The following is a 14,765-nucleotide window of genomic DNA, read 5'->3' on the forward strand; positions in this document are numbered from 1 at the left end:
AGCCCCGACAGAACATCCCACTCTTCATCCGAGAGCTCGTGTCGCCGCACCATGCGTCACATGATGCCCCATCAACAGCCTTTGAAGACAGGCCCTAGGAGGACGCACATGTTTGCCCCGCAGCGGCGCCCCTTGACCGGCTTTGCAGCTCTTGTGGTGGGGGCCGCACTCACCTTGAGCGCAGGCCCTGCCGCACAGGCGGCTTCTTCCCCGCCCGGGATGGGACGACCCCTCGACACTCTTACCCCTTCCGAAGTGAAGGCGGAGCTCCGGTCTCTGTCCGAGCAGCAACTTGCCACTCCTATGCAGGAGTCGGAGCCTTCGTGCTCTGAGGTAGCGGCAGGGGTCGCCGCACCGGAGGCCGGACCGGGGACCATCTGCACACAGGTGACGACGACGCCAACGCGTTCGTTCGCGTCCGCCGACCTCCCGGCCCACGACGATGACGAAGGCTCAGATGCCGACCCCGTCGGCACCTGCTCTGTTCAGATCAACACGATTACGTACGGGCGACTTTCCTACTGCTATAACGCTAGCGTGACGTCCACTTTTACCAACTCGAAAACCGGAATGGCCAGTTTGGCGCTATGGACAGTGAATGGCCAAGCGACACTTAAGCCGAAATCCGGCTCGTGGCAGGAAGATGATCTGATCACGTTCATCTCGGGCACAAACCTTTACGCAGGTGGTGCGACGGTTAAATTCGCGGCAAGCTGTTCAGCGTGCTCTGCGATCCCGATGAATCCCGCTCTTGCCACCATCGGCGTGCCTATGGTTCCGGGAGGGAGCCTACTTGCCAGCACGTTGTTCAGTGACGCTCCCGCCGCTGGCGGGGTTGATTACGTGGCACCCAGTTATTCCTTCAACGCGCAACCGCCTTCTGGAGGCATAGTTATCTCACCGGCGACTTGGGCCCTGAATCACAAGGTTCGATGCGACAAGACAATGGAAAGCAACACGGTGACTGGATGTGTAATCAGCGATGTGACGCCGATATTCAAAATTCCGATTGATGACAAGTATGGAGCCGCAGCCGCCACATATTTTTGGGCGACTACAAAACTCAAGAGTCGCCCCGGAGTGGACAGTGCGCTTACACGGTTGGACGACAAGTTGGTAAAACAAGCAAACCGACGACGCACATGCGAGGATTTGTCGACCGTTCCCTTCGTGCGCGACAATGACCTTGTGCCGACCGATTCTTGTGACGAATACCCCTTCGCCGCTACGTACGAAGGAGGAACGAACGGCGCGCTCTGTGCAGAAATTGTCCCCCAACTCAAGGATGGCGTTTGGACAATTTACACGTACGACGACGCGCGCCCTGTGACGCTCGAAGAGCCTTGTGTGCGGTCGCATGTGCCCCTCAAGCAGAACACGGATGCAGGCTCCAAATACAGCGGCTTCCTATCCAGCCAACATGTCATCGATCTCGAAAAATTCTACGTCAACGCCCACTTTTAACACAGACGGATACCAACAAAAGTGACGCAGTGAAGGGGAGGGGTGGAACATGCAAAGCACGCCAGGGTCCGAGACGGCGGTCGAGCAGAAGGTCCTCGAATTTGGAATCCCGTCCTTCTGTTTGACCTACACCAGAGATGTCTCAAGCGATGAACTAATGCAGAGGCTGGGGGCGAGTTCGGCGGACGCTGCCCCCCTCACTCTGGTAGAGGCTGATTCGCTCGTCGATTATGAATCCGAAGGAACCCTGCTGCGCGTTGGTATGCTGGGGAATTGGGCCTTCTGTTTCGAGACATGGGGAATACTGGGGGCGGGCGGCTACGGCCTAAGTAGAATGTCGGCAGGAACGGAAACGCTTAGCTACCTTAGCGGCGGAAATGGCGTAGACCTTGTTCAGAATTGGGTAAATTCTGAACCCGTCGAAATATTTGAACCTATGGCGATAGGATCGCTCCGTGCTCGCGACGAGCACCCTCTCTGGGACGATGCGCAACGCTATCGAAGTGAATTCGGAGATCCGAACCTGACACCGATTGCGGGAATTTCGGCGCTCAAGGCCATTCATGACCGAGTTGGGGTCGCTATCACCATCGAATTGATCAGGCATCAGCCGCTGCCCTCAACCTGGCTACCAGAGTCGCCCGCCATGCGCCTTGAGGTACCGCATTTGCTGCCCCAGGTGGTTCGGCAAGGACCCTCGCGTGGTCCTGGGCGATACCTCGGCACGCTGTAACAACCCAGGCCTGGGCCTGTCCTGGCGGCGTGCGGCAGTCAGCCTCTACCTGTCCGCCCGCCACCCAGAACGAGGCCGTCCGTTGCGCCGGGCACTGAGTCGACGACGCAGAGGACACGCCGCTCTTGGTCCGCGCCGCCCACAAGGCGGGCAAGGCGGGTGGCTCGCCGGCTGGCATCTCGGGGCGGTCCTACGCCGCGCCGAGAACCGCCCCGGACGTCCCACAAGCAGCACCGAACGCCGATCCTCCCGGCCGTGGTCCGCACGGCGTTCGCACAGCAGGATGGCCCCCTCCCCGGCCCTCGGGAGGGGGCCATCGTGCTGTGGACTCCGTGGTTACGCTATTGCAGCAGGGCTGCCTCGACTCAACGCCGCGTGCAGTTCAGACGGCGTCCCATTCGTGAGGGCGGCCCCAGCCGCCCCGAGCCGACGTCCGCTGAGTCCTTCGCCCGGGAGTAACCGATGGGCCTCCTGCCGTCGGGATCGAGCGCGGGTAACTCGCCGCTACGGGCAGCCGCCGACTGCGATGCTCGGTACCCGCCCATCACCTACTTGGAGAGTCAGAATGGATCTAAGCGCGACAGGCAAGCCCGTCATGACACACGAGGACCCGCAGGTCCGCGTCGGCGTCTTAGAGAGCGCGGAGCGCTCGGTGGGGCCCTTCGGGATGCGGCGGGGATTATGAGGCGCTGAGAGCGGCGACCAGGGCGTCGGGCGGGGGTGTGGTGCCTGTGGCGAGGTAGCGCACGCCGTCGTCCTGCGGCGGTACGGTCGCGCCCCGGGCGAGCGGGTGCCGGCGGGAGAGCGCGGTGCGCCACCCGTGCCGCTCGTCCCACACGAGCGCGACCGCCGGGGCCTGGTCGGCGTCGAGCACGAGCACGGCCACCACGTGATCGTCGGCAGGGTGCTGGACATCGGGCACGGCCTGGGTGGTGGTCCAGCCGGCGCGGTGCAGGGCGGCGGCGACGTCGGCCAGGTACGGGGCGGCGCGGCGGGCGCGCAAGACGGATTCGGCGCGTGCGGTGGCACGGCGGACCTGTCCGGCGGGGTAGCCGAGTTGGGCGGCGGCCTGGGCGGGCGTCAGGTCCGGGTCGGCCTCGATGCGGTCGGCGATGCGGTCGGCGCGCAGCCGGGTCAGGGCGTCCTGCCCGGTGTTGCGGTGGACACCGAGGCGGGCGGTGACGGTGGCGGCGCTGATGGTGGGGTCGGCGTCGAGCAGTTCGCCGACGCGTGCGGCGACCTGGTCGCGCGGGACCTGGTCCCCGGTGTTCCGGGGCCGGCCGGACTTGGGCGCGGCGTCGCCGGGGCGGCTTTCCTGGAAGGCGCGGACCGCGCGGCGGGGCCAGTGCTCCACCCCGCCTGCCTCCACCCGGGCCTTGGTGAGGGCGGGGTCGTTCTTGTACGTCTTCCAGGAGACCGGGGACACCCCGATCAGGGCCGCGCACTCGCGGCGGTCCAGGAGGTCGCCGTCGTCGTCCTTCTCCGGGAGCGGGGGGACCGGGCGGCCCAGGAGGTAGGCGTCGACCTGCTCGCCGTCGTACAGCCGCGTACGGGACCCCTCCGAACTGATCGGGGCCGGAAACCCTTCGACCGCGTACGGCTTGAGGCGGGTGTAGTGGTCGATGCCGACCCCTTGCTGCGCGGCGAGGTCCGCCAGGGTGCGCACGAGGTGGTGACGGCCTGCTCTGATCACGGGGGGGGTGCTCCTTCAGAACTCTGTGTCGGACGACGGTAGCGGCCCTGAACCTGGGCCGGTGGGCGGTAGGCTGCGAGTGGGCCCCCCTTCGGGGTGGTTGCCTTGCGGCCGGTACCCGTGCCACCCGTCTCACCCCCGTGGGCGGACTGAGGGTGCCGGCCTTTTACGTCTCCGCGGTGCCCGAGCTGCCCGCGACCGCGCGCGGCCCGAACCCGGAAATTCCGGTTTCCTGCGGGATCTCACATCCAGTCTTCACCGGCGAGAATCTTGTTCACGAGGGCGCGGGATCCCCCGAGGTTCACCGCGAGATCAGTTGCCGTGATCTGCCCGGCGCGCCCGATGATGCCTTCGTGCTTGGCAGCTCGCAGGCGACCACCTGCGATCGTGCGCCACATCCGGGCCCGCGCTTCGTAGGCGCGGGCCAGGATGTGCGGGGCTCCGAGCTGCTTCACGTCGTCGCCGTCCTCATTGAGCGCGTGGGCAAGATCGATGGCGCCCTGGGTGGCAGAGACAAGGGCGCTCTCCGCATCGTCGTGCTCCTCGATCTCGATGCGCTCGCCGACGCGAACAACGCTGTAGTAGGCGCCGGTCCGCGAGTCGGTCCGTGTTGCTGCGAAGTCCACGTCCAGGCGGTTGGCCGGCCAGGAGAACGTGATGTCGGTCGTGGGCTCTTCTGTGACACGCATGCTCTCTGCCATCTGGTGCAGCATCCAGCGCTGGGCATCCCTCTCGGTGTCGGCAGTGAAGAACTCGGTGCCGCCGTTTACCGACTCGATGATGACGATTTCCTGGCCGGCGCCGGTGGTCCCACGGCTGTAGGACTCATCGATCCAGGTTCGCTCCTCAGCGATGACGACGTCCTCCCGCGTGATGCCGGTGACCTCTTCTGCGGTGACGGTCTGCACGGTGCCTCCACGGCGCGTTGGTGGTCGACTTTGGCGACCTGTGCGTACCAAGGTAGACACTCGAATCAGTTAGTGTCAACCATGGTAGGCAGAGCGGTCTGGCGACGCCTGCTCGCGACTTAGACGCCGTAACCGGTGCGCTCCCTACCGCCTCTCGCCGACCGAGCTCGTGCATGACGACCAGGACGTCGTGGAGTTCCTGCGCCGGGCCGGGCTCCCGGACGCGGAACGACTGCTCGATCAGCCGCAATGGGTGGAGTGGCGGGGCGGACGTGCACACACCTACGCGGCGGCGTAGCTCCGGGCAGGGGCGGTGTGCGGCGCCGGGGCGGACACTGGAGGTAGTGGCACCACGGGCCGCGTCTTCCCGGTCGTCGAGGGGAAGAGAGCTTCTTGTTCTTCGAGGGGAAGGCGCCGGAGCGGTAGCCCCTGCCGGTCAGGTCAGGAGTCCGGTCTGCGGTCGGCAGACCTCGCACGGCTCGATGTCCGGTTCTGCGAGCGCCACCAGGGCGTCCTCGCGGGAGATCAAGCCCACTTGGTCCGGGTAGGTGGCGCAGCCGCCACGGTGGAGCAGTGCGGCGGACGAGGAGCGCTGCGGCTGGATCTTGAACGCCATCTCGGCCCGTGCCCGCTCCCGGCGCGCCTGTTCCTGGGCTTGCTGGATCTTGAGTTCCCGGACGCGTCGTTCGGTCTGTGCGACCTGCCAGCGCAGCCAGTCCAGGAGGGCCTGGTTCTTGTCCAGGTCGCTGATGGCGCCGGGGGTCGGGGTGTCGTCGGGCATGGCTACGCGTCGGGGCCGGCGGGGGTGTCGTGGGCGTGCTTGAGCGCGGTACGGGCTTCCACACGGTCCGGTCCGGACAGCGTGGCCCAGTAGGGGTGCGTGATGATCTGGGTGGTCAGCTCCAGGATGCGGGCCCGGTAGGCGGCGAGGCGTTCGGCCTGTTCGGGGGTGTAGCCGGGGCTGTCGTCCTTCTCCGGCACGTAGTCGCTGTGCAGCTTCTTGTCCGCCTTCCAGCCGGGCATGGGCTCGGCTGACCACGGCAGGGTCTGGGCGAACAGATCATGCTCGGCCTGCACCGCGTCGAGGGCGGCCTGGGCGTCGAGGAGGTCCTGGGGGAAGTCGTAGGCGGGCACCCATCAATAGTATGCCTGTTCGAATTTGGGAGGCGAATGCCGCACCGGGCCATCGCCCGAAAGCACGCACTCCCCGTCGAGGGCGGGACTACCATGCGAAACGCACCGCACCCCGGCAGCTGCAATGCCGGGGTGCGGTGCGCTTGGTGCCCACGTGGTTCTCAGGCGGCCCAGCCGACCGAGGACACGTTGCTGTAGGCGTCGTACTCGGATCCAAGGTCCTCGATGATGTCGTCCCACACGGCATCAAGTTCGTCGTAGTCGTCGTTCATCCAAGCGTCGACGGCGCGGTCCCACACGCCGCGCACGTTGAGGCTGCGGCTGGACAGGTCCCGCTGGTGCCTGCCCTCGACGCGGGTCTGGTCGACGGGGTTGATCTCAACGCGGGTTCCGCGGCCGTGGTTGTTCAACCGCTTCTTGAGGTCTGCGGCGACGTTGCGGCGTCGCAGGTCCCAGTACGCGGCATCGAGCCGGGACCGGTTCGCCTTGTTCGGGATCCGCTCCTCCGCGAGCCAGGCCATGAGGGTGCGGGGTGAGACGTGGATGCCGGCGCGGTCCATCGCCTCGTATCCGGCGTCCGTCTTGGTCAGGTAGTTCAGACGCGCGGCGAGGCCGCGCTCGCTCTCCACGGACGAGGCGATGCCGGTCACCATGCGCTCGATCGCGACACCCAGCGCGTCCGCACCCGGCAGGCCCCGGGCGTTGAGCGCACCAAGGTCCATCCAGCGCCCGGCCATCAGCGGCCCACCGTGCCGACGGTGTACTCACCGGTGGCCTTGCCCTCGCCGTGCTTGACCTTCATCTGCGCGACGCCCCGACCCTCCGGGAACACGCGCCGCCAGTCACCGGTGACGTGCAGTTCGTCGGTGCCCATCATCGCGACGACATCCAGCCCGGCCGTGGACGCCTTGAACGCCTTCCCCCACAGATTCGCGTACGCCTGCGAGTGGATGATGTGCATCCAGTCGGGGCGGACCATCTCCCGGTTATGGATCGACTCCCCCATCGTGCTGATGAACTTGGAGTACATGGCCTTGACGTACTCCAGCGTCAGGGTGTCGTTGTTCTCGATCGCCTCGTCCCGGGCGGCCGACAGCAGCTTGCGCAGCGCGTCCAGGAAGTTCTCCGTCGCGCCGGACGTCCACGACTCGTGGATGACCGGAGCGTCCGTCAGGCCGTACTTCGGACCGGAGAGGCGCTGGAGCAGCCGGAGTGTGGCGTTGGTGACCCAGAGGGCGCCGGGTTCGTCGCGGTCGCCGATCGGGTCGGGCAGGTGCGGGTGGGCCCACTCCCCCGGGGTGATCAGGTGGACACCGGAACGCTTCGGGTCAATCCCGTCCGACCCGGCGCTGTGCTCGAGTTTCCCGATGGGGAGCCAGCACTTGAGGGCGGAGAGGTAGGCGGCGTTCACGTCGAGGGCGGTGACCTTGACGTCGCCTGGGACCTTCAGGGAGTAGCCGGGGTGGTGGAACTTGGGGCGGGCCTCCCAGATCTGGTCAGGGTCCTTCTTGGACGGCTTCTTCAGGACGTCGGGCAGGGCGGGGTAGGCGGTGTAGTCGTAACGGGCGGTGGCCCGGGTCTCGTTGAACAGGTGCATCACATCGGGAATTGCCCTTTTGATCAGCGCCTTCAGCGCCGCGTCCTCGTCGCCCCCGGCTCGCTCGGCCTCGTCCTGGACAGCGCGGGCGATCAGGGCCGTGGTGTCGGCCTGGGCGCGGGCCGCACTGCGGGCACGGCGTTCCGGCCGGCTCGGCACCGGCACCGGGGTCGGTGAGACAGACGCCGGGACGGCGGCTGCGGGCGCGGCCGGGGCGGGCGGTGTGGTCTGCGGGGCGGCGGGGTCTGCGGGCTGGCACATCGCACCGGAGTGCAGCGGGCGGCCGTCCGTGGACTGGTAGGTCGTCTCGATGCCGCAGCGGATGCAGGGGCCGGGGTCACCCTCGATCGCGCGCCCGTCCGCACCGCGCAGCGTCTCGGGGGCGCCAGTGAACGCGGCCGGGACAGAGGCAGAGGCGGGGGCGGGGACGGGGTGTGGTGCCGGATCCGCGGTGGGTCCGGGTGTCGGGTCGGGCGGGTAGATCTCGGCGAGGCCCTTCAGCAGGCGCAGGTAGGGCAGGCGGGCGGGTGGGGCCGGCTCCGAGTGGCCCGTCTCCCAGTTGGCGACCGTGGAGCGTCCGACGTCGCAGGTCTCGGCCACTTGGGCGCGGGAGAGCTTCGCAGCCTCTCTCAGTCTCAGGCGTTCGGCCGGGGGTGGGATCGACGCGTTCAGACGTGCTTCTTCGAGCAGCGCTTCCACGCTGAGCTTTTCCGTCATACCCCGAACCCTAGCGCAGTTGGACGACATTTAGCGCAAGATTCGGCATTAGTTGCACATCAGTTGGACGCATGCGTTACGGTCGCCATCAGGACAACGGAACGGCGAGACTGCGGGCAACGCCTCGCGCCGTCCGGTGCTCCAGAGAATCCGCAGGTCGTGAGGGAGTGAGGGAGTGGTGGGTATGCAGGGGATCTCGCTTCGGCCGCATCAGGTCGAGGCCGTGGACTCGATCATCGAGGGCCTGGCCCTCCCCCTCGATGGCTCGATGCCCGCTTGGGGGCGGCGCGGGCAGGTCCACATGTCCACCGGCTCGGGCAAGACCATCACGGCTGCGGTGGCCGCGCTTCGGATGGTTCCCCGGGGCGTGGTCGGCGTCCTAGTCCCGACCCTGGATCTCCTCACTCAGACCGTGGAAGCCTGGCGGGCGGTCGGCCACAGCGCCCCGGCCGTCGCGGTGTGCAGTCTCGGGGCGGATCCGCTGCTGGAAGCCCTCGATGTGCGGTGCACGACCAACCCGACCCAACTTGCTCTGTGGACCGGTGGCGAGGGTCCGCTGCTGGTGTTCGCGACGTACGCCAGCCTCTCCCCCCAAGGGCTGGACGACGACCAGGGCGACGAGGAGACGGGCGCCGCGCCGGGCGCCCTGGAACGCGCACTGCGCGGCTCCTACGGCCAGACCATGCGGCCGTTTGACCTCCTGGTGGTCGATGAGGCCCACAGAACTTCAGGTGATCTTGGTAAGGCGTGGGCCGCTGTCCACGACCAGGCGCGGGTGCCTGCGGTGCGACGGTTGTACATGACGGCCACCCCCCGGTTGTGGGAGGCCTCGCCCGGGAGTGCCGGCGCGGACGAGACCGGCGGGCGTCTGGTCGCCTCGATGGACGACGAGACGTTGTACGGGCCGGTGCTGTTCGAGTTCGGGCTGATGGAGAGCGTCGAGCGTGGCGTCCTGGCCCGGTTCGAGATCGACGTCCTAGAGATCCGTGACCCGCAGTCACCCGGACCCGACGCGTCGGTGGAAGAGCGGCGCGGCCGTCGCCTCGCCGCGCTCCAGGAAGCGCTGCTCAAGCACGCGGACACCACCGGGGTGCGGTCGTTCATGACGTTCCACTCACGCACCCTGGACGCCATGAGTTTTGCCCGTGCGCTGCCGGAGACGGCAGCCGAGCTCCACGCCACCGACCCTGTCACCTACCCCGGGCGGGTCGGTGCGGAATGGCTGTCCGGGGAACACCCCGCCGTCCACCGCCGTGCGGTTCTGAGGAGGTTCGCGGACGGGATCGACGCGGAGGGGTGGGTCACCGAGCTGATCGTGCTCTCCAGTTGCCGGGTACTCGGTGAAGGGGTCGACATCCGGGGCAAGCGCGGAGTTGGCGCGGTCGTGTTCGCGGACACCCGCAGTTCGCCCGTGGACATCGTTCAGGTCATCGGGCGGGGCCTGCGCCAGGACCCCAGCGAGGACAAGGTGTCCCGCATCGTCGTGCCCGTCTTCCTGGAGCCCGGAGAGGACCCGTCCGACATGATGGCGTCCCCCAGCTACCGGCCCCTGGTAGCCGTGCTCCAGGGCCTGCGGGCCCATGACGAACGAGTCATCGAGCGCATGACGCTGGGCACCACCACCGCCCGGGGAAAGGCGACGTCCGTCGTCGCGCTCGATCCCGTCCGCGAGGAAGGCGACGACGGCGACGGCCAGGAGCACGACGCCGACGAGGACCAGGAGCACGGGCCCGACATCGAGGCGGCGGCCGGGACCAAGGACAGCACCGAGGACGACGCGGCCGGAACCGGCGCCCAGGACGAGAGCGGTACCGAGGACGACGGGGACGAGCACGCGGGCAGCAACGTGCCGTTGCTGCGGTTCTCTCTCCCCCGCGACCCCGGGACCATCGCCCTGTTCCTGCGCACCCGCGTCCTGCACCCCGACTCCGAGATCTGGCTCACCGGGTACAACGCCCTGCGCCATTGGGTCGAGGAGCACCGGAGTGCTGAGGTGCCGCTGGACGCGTCGGTGGAACTCGGGGAGGAGCGCATCGCGTATGCGCTGGGCGCATGGGTCAGCGAACAGCGCCGCGCGTTCCGGCTCGGCACGCTCAAGGCGTGGCGGGCCGATCTGCTGAACGAGCTCGGGATGGTGTGGTCGGTCGCGGATGCCGGGTTCTGGAAGAACCTCACCGCGGCCCGCGCCTACCACGCGGTGCACGGCAGCCTCGCGGCGCCGAAGGACGCTGTGGTCGAAGGGGTGGCGGTTGGTCAGTGGCTCGCCAATTTGCGCAAGGCCGGCGGGCTCGGCAAGGACGAGGTCCGGGCGGCGGAGCGGCGGGCGGCGCTGGAGGCCATCGACCCGGAGTGGCACCCCGGCTGGTCCGTCGAGTGGCAGCGCCACTACGCCACCGCACGCGCCCTCCTGGCCGAGGAGGGCGGACTCACCGAGGTCCTGCCCGGTGTCCTCGTCCACGGCTGCGACGTCGGCACATGGATCAACCGACAGCGCGACGCTGCCACGTGGGAGGCGCTGTTGCCCGAGCAGCAGAAGCGGCTGGAGGCGCTGGGGCTGACGCCCCTGCCCGCAGCACCGGCCAAGAAGACGCCGTCCACGACCGGGGCGTTCGAGCGCGGGATCCTCGCCCTGGAGCAGTACCGGGCCCGCACAGGTACCGTGACGGTGCCCCGAGCCCACATCGAAACCGTGGTCGTCGACGGCGAGGAACACCCCGTCAAGCTCGGTGTATTTCTCACGAATTCCAAGACCAGGCGGGCCAAGCTTGTTGATCTTCCAGGACGCCTGCTCGAACCGGTGGCCGCGCGTCTCCCGCGCGCTGGTCGCCTTCCAGCCCCGCACCGTGCGGACGTAGGACCCTCGCTGCCAGAGGCTCACACGGGCCCTGGCCCCGTCCTGCCAGCCGTCCAGGAGCGCCCTCACCTCGCGCACCTTCAGCCCCTCCCCGATGACACCGATACCCACCGGCCCGTCCTCGGCGGTCCCGCTCGCACTCGCGGGCCCCTGGCCCAGACATCCCCACACCATCACAGACACCACCACACACATAATCTTTCGCATGACGTGCCCAACGGGCCCCCGTGCCCGCAGGGCACCCCCGCCACCGCTCTCTCACCCGCGAGAGCGACCAGACCATGAGGGCGCGGCCCAGGACAGGCAGACAGCTCGGGCAGCCGCTTGAGATCATCTACCGGCCGGACCGGCGAACACTCCGCGCCGGTCCGGCACTTCCCCCCTCGCGCTGGGGAGTCGGCCTTCCGGAAACCGGCGTGGCGCGCGGGGCCGGCTGGCAGCCTGAGCGCATGACCGCGCACACCCGGCCCCGCATCTACGGGACCGACCACGACAGCACCGCCCCCCACACCACCCTGCCCGGCCACGACTACGTCGAGCTGAGCGGCGGACCGCTCGACGGGCAGTTGCTGGACGTCACCGGCCTCACCGCCGACGAACGCACCGCAGGCGCCTCCCTGATCACCCCGCACAGCGCGTACGGGCCCGGCGGGCGCGCCTCTTACGGGCCGACCTTCACCCGCCCCGACGGCCCATGGGTCTGGGAAGGCGACGTCCCCTGACCCTGCACCCGCAACCGGCCCCCGGGGCTGTCGTTACCAGGACTCAGGCTGAGCAGCCCATCCCCCGTTGGACCGCTCGCCCCTCGAACGCCCCACAGGCCGTCTGTGGGGCGTTCGCTGTAGTCCGGTGCGCCCCGGTGCAGGCCGCTGTCGTCAGGGATTCACGCGGCTCCCAATGAGGCGTTGGCGGTCCTTCCAAATTTGGAAGGACCGCCAACGCCTCATTGGCCCTTGCCTTCTCGGCTCTTCATCCAGCGGAGCAACGCCTGATAGACACGGGGATCCTCGGTGTCCGCGAAGGCTGCGGTCAGAGTGCTGGTCAGTTCTCGCTGGGAGATTCGACCACGCTTCAGCTCATCAGCGAGCTGCCGCGCACGACTGCTGACCGCTTGGCGCAACGCAGGGTCACCCGCGTCTTCGAGGTCCTTCTTTTCGGAGCGCTGCTCCTGATCAGGTTCCGTCAGAATCTTCTCGGCCTGGTGACGAATGGCGTCGACAGATTCGTCGGCGTTGCGCGGGCCAGGCAGCTCTCGAACGACGTCAGTGATCGCTTTCGCAGTGACCTTGGGGAGAGCTTCGCGCAGCATGGCGTGCAGGGTGGCGGCGGCATCGACGCCGTATCGCTCGACGACCGGCAGGAGCGCTTCAACGTGGGATCGGGTGAGCTTGGGGACATCGGGCAGCAGGCGAGCGGCCAGGGGCCAGCCTCGGCGCATCCGGCTGGAGTCAGCCAAGGTGACGTCCCAGTCTTCCAGCAGGGCATCGAAATTGGCGTAGCGGGCGCGGTAGAGGTGTCGCTTGGCGACGGCGTCCAGGGCCTTGCCAGTCATCCAGAACGTCGCGTGGTGGGAGCGGACTGCCTGTTCACACAGTTCGAGGTCCGCACGGTCGGCGTCTGTGAGGCTTTCCCCGTATGCGATGGCTGGGTCAGGGATCGCGTCCAGGCCCTTTGGGGCTGGAGCTGTGCTCTCGGGGTTGCTCTTCTTGCGGGCCAGGCCGGCGAGCCCGGAGGCGCGGCGGGGACGGTCGCCCAGGCCGAACCTTCCGGCGGTGGTTTCGTCGGCGGTGGTCTCGTCGGTAGTGGTCATGCTGCTTCCTCTGCGGCGGCCCGGGTCAAGATCTCTCGGGCGAGCGTAGCGAGGTCTTCCGCGACCGATGCGGAGGTGGTGGAGATAACGGCGCCGGTACTACGTCCGGCCCGCAGGTCGTAGAAGGTCGGGTTGCTCGCGACGGCCTCTTCCAGTTCGTGGATGAGCCGGCCGTGGCTGCGGGCGTCCTGTCCTACGGCCTCGGAGTATCTGACGATTGTGTCCATGAGGTATGCGTCCGTGCCGAGTTCTTCGGTGATCCATTTGCGGGCGTTGCGGTGGATCTGCTTGGACGCGCTGCCGGTGGCGTAGAGGACGACGCCGAGGAGTTCGAGTTCGGGGTTGACGCTGCGGCGTACCAGTTGGACCTGTCGGGAGATGCTGCCGAGGCCGTCCGTGATGCTCGCCATGTCGGAGCGGGTGGGTGCGATCATCCAGCGGGCGGCGGACAGGGCCAGTTGCTGGAGTGGCGGGTTCTCCGGAGCGCTGTCCAGGACGACGAGGTCGTACTCCTGGGCGATAGGGGCCAGGCACACGGCGAGGGCGAGGGCCTGGCGGTGGGCTTGCAGCCGGAAGGTCGCAGCGAGCATGTCGGGGGCGGCGCCGATGTGGTGACCACCGACCACGACGTCGAGGCCCGGCCGCACGTCGCGTACGGGCTCCAGCGGTCGGCCGGTGCGCAGGGACTCGAAGAATGCCTCTCCCTCGTCGTCGACAGCGGTCTTCCGGTAGCCGAGGTCCCGGCCGACGTTGCCTTGGCCGTTGACGTCGACCAGGAGGACGCGCCCTTCGTCGGCAGCGACCAGACCGGCGAAGTTCGAGGCGAGCGTGGTCTTGCCCACGCCGCCCTTTCCGTTGGCAATGACGTAGGTGCGACTCAGGTCGTCCCGGTTGATCAGCGGGGTGTCGTCGTCATCCAGCATGGCTGCTGCTCCTGTCGGTACGGGGTCGTGCCGCCCGTATGCTCCCACGCGGGTGCGGGCCGGAACGCACCGATGCGGGCCCCCGTCCGTCACGGACGGATGCCACCGCTAGGAAGCGGCGTGCCCGTCAGTGTCGTTCGGGGTGCCTCCTGTGGGCCTCCGTGTGGTCTTCAGCTCGGCTTCGAGGAGATGGTCACGGCCCTGGGCGAGGTCCTGGACGAGCTGGCGTTCCAGAGCGGTGAAGGGGCGGTAGTAGGTCTCGTTGTAGGCCTCGATGATCTGGAAGGTCCAGTGGCCCGGGATGACGTTGCGTCCCAGCAAGTCCCGCTCGACGGTGTCGGCTTCGTCGGTGTGGCCGGCCTCGCGTAGCAGCCTGACGGCGTCACCGATCTGGAAATCAGCGGTGCCGGTCAATTGGTGGAATTCGTAGAGGGCACCGCGGGCCCGTTCCGTGGTCTCCAGTGCTTTGGACAGGGCTCCCAGGGCCTCAACGGTCTTGTCACTCACACCTGCGGGGCGTTGGTGCGCGTCGTCTGGGGTGCTGCTCTCTTCGTCGCTCACGTCCACACGCCTGCCCTGAATACCGTTCCGCTTACCAAATGGTCTGCGGCAGTCGGCTGCGGCGCGGCTCCTCCCGGAACGCAAAAAAGCCCCGCCGCACCCTGGGCGGGCACGGCGGGGCTCGGTCATATTCGCGGGTTGGGTCGTCACGGCCTTCCGGTGGTGAGACGGCCGGTCACTCCACTCCCAGGGCCTCGGCTACTGCCGTGCGCGCACGCGCGAGATCAGCCTCGGATACGCCCTCGTCCTCCTCCACGGTGTCGAGCCACCCCGTGATGTCCTGCGGGAGCCAGCTGCGGTCAAAGTTCGGGATCTCCAGTGCGGTCCGACCGGATGTGCTCATGTGATGTGCCCTTCTCTTACGGCGTGGT

Annotated in this window: 15 protein-coding genes; 5 read left to right on the top strand and 10 right to left on the bottom strand. The window is 67.9% G+C overall.

Going from position 1 to position 14,765, the window contains the following annotated elements; translation table 11 throughout:
- Nucleotides 1-537 precede the first annotated feature (537 nt).
- Nucleotides 538-1,464, top strand: a complete 927-nt coding sequence (locus tag IA22_RS36915) for a NucA/NucB deoxyribonuclease domain-containing protein (protein WP_157840960.1) — start codon at nt 538-540, stop codon at nt 1,462-1,464.
- Between the two features lie 49 nt (nt 1,465-1,513).
- Nucleotides 1,514-2,197 (top strand): DUF6461 domain-containing protein, encoded by a 684-nt coding sequence (locus IA22_RS36920; protein WP_157840961.1) that lies wholly within the window; start codon nt 1,514-1,516, stop codon nt 2,195-2,197.
- 679 nt (nt 2,198-2,876) lie between these two features.
- Here IA22_RS36920 and IA22_RS0132310 read toward each other — a convergent pair.
- Together IA22_RS0132310 and IA22_RS0132315 are read right to left on the bottom strand one after the other, a co-directional pair.
- Nucleotides 2,877-3,890: a DUF6292 family protein gene (locus tag IA22_RS0132310; protein WP_038273266.1), complete on the bottom strand. Its 1,014-nt coding sequence runs from the start codon at nt 3,888-3,890 to the stop codon at nt 2,877-2,879.
- Nucleotides 3,891-4,132: 242 nt separating this feature from the next.
- Nucleotides 4,133-4,798: a hypothetical protein gene (locus tag IA22_RS0132315; RefSeq protein ID WP_030125692.1), complete on the bottom strand. Its 666-nt coding sequence runs from the start codon at nt 4,796-4,798 to the stop codon at nt 4,133-4,135.
- 169 nt (nt 4,799-4,967) lie between these two features.
- Here IA22_RS0132315 and IA22_RS38080 point away from each other — a divergent pair, with 169 nt between their 5' ends.
- On the top strand, nt 4,968-5,096 hold the full coding sequence (locus IA22_RS38080; protein ID WP_276329162.1) for a hypothetical protein: 129 nt from the start codon (nt 4,968-4,970) through the stop codon (nt 5,094-5,096).
- A 138-nt stretch (nt 5,097-5,234) separates the two neighbouring features.
- Here the strand turns inward: IA22_RS38080 and IA22_RS0132325 are convergent, their stop codons facing one another.
- The 4 genes from IA22_RS0132325 to IA22_RS0132340 form a co-directional block, all read right to left on the bottom strand.
- Nucleotides 5,235-5,579, bottom strand: coding sequence for a DUF6233 domain-containing protein (locus IA22_RS0132325; protein WP_030125693.1), 345 nt, complete (start codon nt 5,577-5,579; stop codon nt 5,235-5,237).
- 2 nt (nt 5,580-5,581) lie between these two features.
- Nucleotides 5,582-5,932 (bottom strand): hypothetical protein, encoded by a 351-nt coding sequence (locus IA22_RS0132330; protein ID WP_030125694.1) that lies wholly within the window; start codon nt 5,930-5,932, stop codon nt 5,582-5,584.
- Nucleotides 5,933-6,093: 161 nt separating this feature from the next.
- Nucleotides 6,094-6,669, bottom strand: coding sequence for a hypothetical protein (locus IA22_RS0132335; protein ID WP_030125695.1), 576 nt, complete (start codon nt 6,667-6,669; stop codon nt 6,094-6,096).
- A complete protein-coding gene (locus IA22_RS0132340; protein ID WP_030125696.1) occupies nt 6,669-8,246 on the bottom strand; it encodes a helix-turn-helix domain-containing protein in 1,578 nt (525 codons plus the stop codon). The genes IA22_RS0132335 and IA22_RS0132340 overlap by 1 nt, the downstream gene beginning before the upstream one ends.
- 184 nt (nt 8,247-8,430) lie before the next feature.
- Here IA22_RS0132340 and IA22_RS0132345 point away from each other — a divergent pair, with 184 nt between their 5' ends.
- Both IA22_RS0132345 and IA22_RS0132350 read left to right on the top strand, forming a co-directional pair.
- Nucleotides 8,431-11,385, top strand: coding sequence for a DEAD/DEAH box helicase (locus IA22_RS0132345; protein ID WP_245229642.1), 2,955 nt, complete (start codon nt 8,431-8,433; stop codon nt 11,383-11,385).
- 164 nt (nt 11,386-11,549) lie between these two features.
- On the top strand, nt 11,550-11,822 hold the full coding sequence (locus IA22_RS0132350) for a hypothetical protein (RefSeq protein WP_030125698.1): 273 nt from the start codon (nt 11,550-11,552) through the stop codon (nt 11,820-11,822).
- A gap of 221 nt (nt 11,823-12,043) precedes the next feature.
- Here the strand turns inward: IA22_RS0132350 and IA22_RS0132355 are convergent, their stop codons facing one another.
- From IA22_RS0132355 to IA22_RS36925, 4 genes are all read right to left on the bottom strand, one after another.
- Nucleotides 12,044-12,910 (bottom strand): hypothetical protein, encoded by an 867-nt coding sequence (locus IA22_RS0132355; RefSeq protein WP_030125699.1) that lies wholly within the window; start codon nt 12,908-12,910, stop codon nt 12,044-12,046.
- Complete coding sequence (locus tag IA22_RS0132360) at nt 12,907-13,833, bottom strand: ParA family protein (protein WP_051694878.1); 927 nt, start codon at nt 13,831-13,833, stop codon at nt 12,907-12,909. The genes IA22_RS0132355 and IA22_RS0132360 overlap by 4 nt, the downstream gene beginning before the upstream one ends.
- A 108-nt stretch (nt 13,834-13,941) precedes the next feature.
- Nucleotides 13,942-14,400 carry a hypothetical protein gene (locus IA22_RS0132365; protein ID WP_030125701.1) on the bottom strand — a complete coding sequence of 153 codons (459 nt, stop codon included), beginning with the start codon at nt 14,398-14,400 and terminating at the stop codon, nt 13,942-13,944.
- 169 nt (nt 14,401-14,569) lie between these two features.
- The gene (locus tag IA22_RS36925) at nt 14,570-14,737 is read right to left on the bottom strand and encodes a hypothetical protein (protein WP_157840962.1); all 168 of its coding nucleotides are present in this window, start codon (nt 14,735-14,737) and stop codon (nt 14,570-14,572) included.
- Nucleotides 14,738-14,765: the final 28 nt, after the last annotated feature.

Source organism: Kitasatospora papulosa (assembly GCF_000717245.1).
Lineage (GTDB): Bacteria > Actinomycetota > Actinomycetes > Streptomycetales > Streptomycetaceae > Streptomyces > Streptomyces papulosus.

Excerpts from the sequence above, each read along its gene's own strand:
- IA22_RS36920 (WP_157840961.1), top strand. The coding sequence starts at position 1,514 with ATGCAAAGCACGCCAGGGTCCGAGACGGCGGTCGAGCAGAAGGTCCTC.
- IA22_RS0132325 (WP_030125693.1), bottom strand. The coding sequence starts at position 5,579 with ATGCCCGACGACACCCCGACCCCCGGCGCCATCAGCGACCTGGACAAG.
- IA22_RS0132335 (WP_030125695.1), bottom strand. The coding sequence starts at position 6,669 with ATGGCCGGGCGCTGGATGGACCTTGGTGCGCTCAACGCCCGGGGCCTG.
- IA22_RS0132340 (WP_030125696.1), bottom strand. The coding sequence starts at position 8,246 with ATGACGGAAAAGCTCAGCGTGGAAGCGCTGCTCGAAGAAGCACGTCTG.
- IA22_RS0132345 (WP_245229642.1), top strand. The coding sequence starts at position 8,431 with ATGCAGGGGATCTCGCTTCGGCCGCATCAGGTCGAGGCCGTGGACTCG.
- IA22_RS0132350 (WP_030125698.1), top strand. The coding sequence starts at position 11,550 with ATGACCGCGCACACCCGGCCCCGCATCTACGGGACCGACCACGACAGC.
- IA22_RS0132355 (WP_030125699.1), bottom strand. The coding sequence starts at position 12,910 with ATGACCACTACCGACGAGACCACCGCCGACGAAACCACCGCCGGAAGG.
- IA22_RS0132360 (WP_051694878.1), bottom strand. The coding sequence starts at position 13,833 with ATGCTGGATGACGACGACACCCCGCTGATCAACCGGGACGACCTGAGT.
- IA22_RS36925 (WP_157840962.1), bottom strand. The coding sequence starts at position 14,737 with ATGAGCACATCCGGTCGGACCGCACTGGAGATCCCGAACTTTGACCGC.